We start from the raw sequence: 3,522 nt of genomic DNA, 5'->3' as shown, positions 1-3,522 counted from the left end.
TCATAAGTAATTCTCGTGGGTATTACGGAAAGAAAAAAAATGGAACCAATCTTAAACAAAAAGCAAAGCAATTTTCCTAACTCAATCAATCAAAACTCTACTCAACTAACTACAAAAGAAGCGGGTAACCAAAACAAGGAGATGTTTGTTTGTTTGGATGACAACGAACTGGAGAAAGTGACAGGCTCAGGGAGCGGGTTGAAGTATTATGCGGGTTTAGTCTATTTGACCGATGCCGATGGTGCATTGACCCATTCCACCCTTATTCCACAAACTGACTGACTACCAAAAGTTGATCATACATTAGAACTCAAAATATCTAAAATCTTTCTCCTCTACCCAAAGCGCTCTATTAGCTTACACAAATTGATCGACAACCTGTGCTAGTTCTTAGTTTTCCGATAATTGGCACGAGGGGTATTTTTTCTTGGAGCGCTTTTCCCCCCTAAATGTGAAGAATAATCCCCTAGAAGTTTACCATCCCAATGGCGCTTTCTAGGGGTTTTTTATTTAGACTTGTACTTTGGAGAAAGTCCTTTGCATAGCAATCGAAGCAAAGGCTAGGACATTTATATAGTCATTTTAAATAAGTAATGAAACGCTTTTTGAGGTGAAACCCTTTTACAGCGAGAAAACCTTGTATCAACCTAAACTAAAATGACTATAAATTCTCAAACTTAGTCATAGATTATTTTTGACTTTTGTATGAGTGACTTTTGCCTTGTAGGTAGCGCTATATTTCTGGGCAGATTTTTCCAGAGTATTACTAAACTGCAAACAAACCGGATGCCATAAAATTTAAACTCGCGATTATTACATTGAGTAGTAATCTAATTAAGAATATCCAGCTTTAAAGTTTCGAGGTTTTCTGGGAATTTTTTTTAGTTATTAATTTACCACCTAAAATCAAGATAGTTTATTAATTTACCACCTAAAATCAAGATAGTTTATTCTTCATCATCAAACACAGGCGGCCAAAGTTCAACAATAGGCAATTCCCACTCACCAAATAGTTCAGGAATAGTCAACTTATCTCCATTTTTAAACTCAATTTCTTCACCATTAGGGCGATAAACAATAACTATTTCCTCGTCAGGGTCTATCAATATTCCTACTTGCGCTCCTAATTCTAAATATTTCTTGATTTTCTCTTTTAAAGGTTTTATTCTATCACTTTGAGATTTAATTTCTACTACTAAATCAGGCGTTAATTCTCCAAAATAACGAACGCTTTTTTTCAGGCGCTCGGCACGAACAAAAGAAACATCGGGTACTTTTAAATTAGTATCTGAAATAATAAAACCAGCACTAGAATCAAATAAACGTCCAAGACGACGTGGGTTAACCCAAGCATAAAGAGAAGCTATTAAGCGAACGCCAATTTCACTAGAAACAATATCTGATAGACCCACAACTAATATTTTTCCTTCCTCTAATTCTAGTTGATAATCTAAACCTGCTTGATTTAGAGTACCTTGCAAAATTTCCAACTCTTTAACTGTGAGATTTGACATAATTAATAAGGAGTAAGGAGTAGGAAGTAGGAAGTAAGGATGTTGCATAAAACGTCCGTTGACTCCTAACTACCACTACAACATTATAACTGAGATAAGATTAGTAATAATAAAGTAAATTTTATCCAGGGTATAGTACAACTATTACTGGCAAGATGCCTGTGTTACATCATCATTTATGTGAAAAATAACCCATTCTTCTTCTCTAACTACAATATTCCCTCGAATATCTCCATGCCAATTAACCCTAGTCAAAATATATTCAGCTCCATATTTTTTCGCCACATTAACTAATTCTTTTCCCGTCTGTTGTGGAAACAAAATTTCCATCGCACCCACCGCTAACTTATCATTCAAATCTACGCCAAAAACATCTTCCATTCGATTTTTCCACTCCCTAATTCCGCTATCTGTTTGAGGAAAATGTTTAAAGTCTACAATAACCGCCCTTTCTGAAAAAAACTGAAAATTTGACACAAATGGAGGAATTAAAATTATGTCGTTTTTATCGCTAATTTGTCTAAATCTTAAAGCTAATTTCGTCACTTCATCTTGAGGAACTCTGTTAAATTTTACCTGTTGTTGAAATACCTCTAAAAATTTTCCTGGCAATGCCTCAAATAATCCCAAAACAAATACTAAAGTTGTGACTCCAGCCAAACTATAAGTAATTAAATATTTCCTAGCTATGTAGCTGCCACTAGACTTCACCAACGCTAAATCAACCTCATCCAAAACAAACGGAAATATTAACACCAAAAATAAACTAAGTTTTGCCAATAAATGATTAAAATTTGAATCTATCCGTGACTGCCATAAGTAAAATATTAATCCAGCTAAAACTATTAACCAGACTACTAATTTGTAACTCCATTTCTCCAAAAAAAACAATCCAACCGATAAAATAAAAAAGCAAATTCCTTGATATGGCACTGGCAAAATTAGAGATATTATCAACAGTAAACCTACTCCTAAATTACCCTGTTGATATAAGCGATCGCTCAAAATACCCACAGCAATAAATATCATCAATTGAGCAAAAGGAACAGTTCGTGCTAACTGCAATTTAGCAAATAAAGCTAGTGGATAAACTTCGACAAAAATATAACCCAAAAACAAAGCAAAAATTGACTCTGCAATAATTAGGTAAAACTTCCATTTCTCTAGAGAAATTACATTAGTAAAAATTACATCTTTTTTCCTTCCTGTTATCTTTTCTATCTTTCCTTTTCCCGACTTCTGTAAAAAATCTTCTGATCGAAAAATATCAACTTTGTGAATACACAAACATCCACCCAAAATAAAAAAAATAAAATCCAGCCTAATTTTCCAACTCCAATAAGTAGGAATAATATGATGAGGATTTCTTACCCAACCGTAGATAAAAACAAATTCTTCATTACTCAATTTATCAGTGCTAGTCGTACCAGTTAATACCATTGGCAGATAAACTAAACTTGCCAACCCAAATAAAATAATTAACGGCAAAATTACTTGTTTAAATTGTCGATTTTTTATCCCCTCAATCAACATAATAGGTATCATCATTATTCCTGGCAAAATACCAACTAAAAACTGTAATATTGAAGCAATACCAAAAAATAAATAACCAATTATCCATTTTTGCCGAAAACAGAAATAAATCCCCCAAACTGTTAAGCTCATCGCAAATGTTGCAGGTATGGGAGTATTAGGAAAAAGTTCTAAATATCCAATTAAAGTGTAAGCTTTTAAACTCAGAAAAATTAAAACTGCCGTAGATAGTTTTGAGGTGGTAAAAATTTTACTAATAGCAGATAAACCCCAGATAAAACCAATCAATGAAATTAGATAATAAATCAAATATGTGAGGGAAATACTACCAATAAATTTGCTGAGAAAATAAATTAAATGTTGATAGTAATATCTGGGAGTAAACTGCAACATTTCCTGAACATAGTAATCATTAATATAGAGTTCAGGATGCAACATCGATTTAATTTGAGGAACATGGGTATAATGATTTCCA

General features: G+C 33.1%; 3 protein-coding genes. 1 reads left to right on the top strand and 2 read right to left on the bottom strand.

The features are described 5' to 3' along the window. Positions 1-39: 39 nt before the first annotated feature. Complete coding sequence (locus F6K13_RS24085) at positions 40-282, top strand: hypothetical protein (protein ID WP_124146472.1); 243 nt, start codon at positions 40-42, stop codon at positions 280-282. A 665-nt stretch (positions 283-947) separates the two neighbouring features. Here the strand turns inward: F6K13_RS24085 and F6K13_RS24080 are convergent. Both F6K13_RS24080 and F6K13_RS24075 read right to left on the bottom strand, forming a co-directional pair. Beyond that, on the bottom strand, positions 948-1,514 hold the full coding sequence (locus F6K13_RS24080) for a Uma2 family endonuclease (protein ID WP_124146473.1): 567 nt from the start codon (positions 1,512-1,514) through the stop codon (positions 948-950). A 144-nt stretch (positions 1,515-1,658) separates the two neighbouring features. Next, positions 1,659-3,522 (bottom strand): DUF6798 domain-containing protein (locus tag F6K13_RS24075; RefSeq protein WP_287288613.1); only part of this gene is annotated, 1,864 nt, incomplete at its 5' end.

The organism is Okeania sp. SIO2B9 (genome assembly GCF_010672505.1).
In the GTDB taxonomy this organism is placed as follows: Bacteria; Cyanobacteriota; Cyanobacteriia; order Cyanobacteriales; family Microcoleaceae; genus Okeania; species Okeania hirsuta.
Note: the sequence above shows the minus strand (reverse complement) of the source record. Positions and strands in the feature narration are given on the sequence as shown.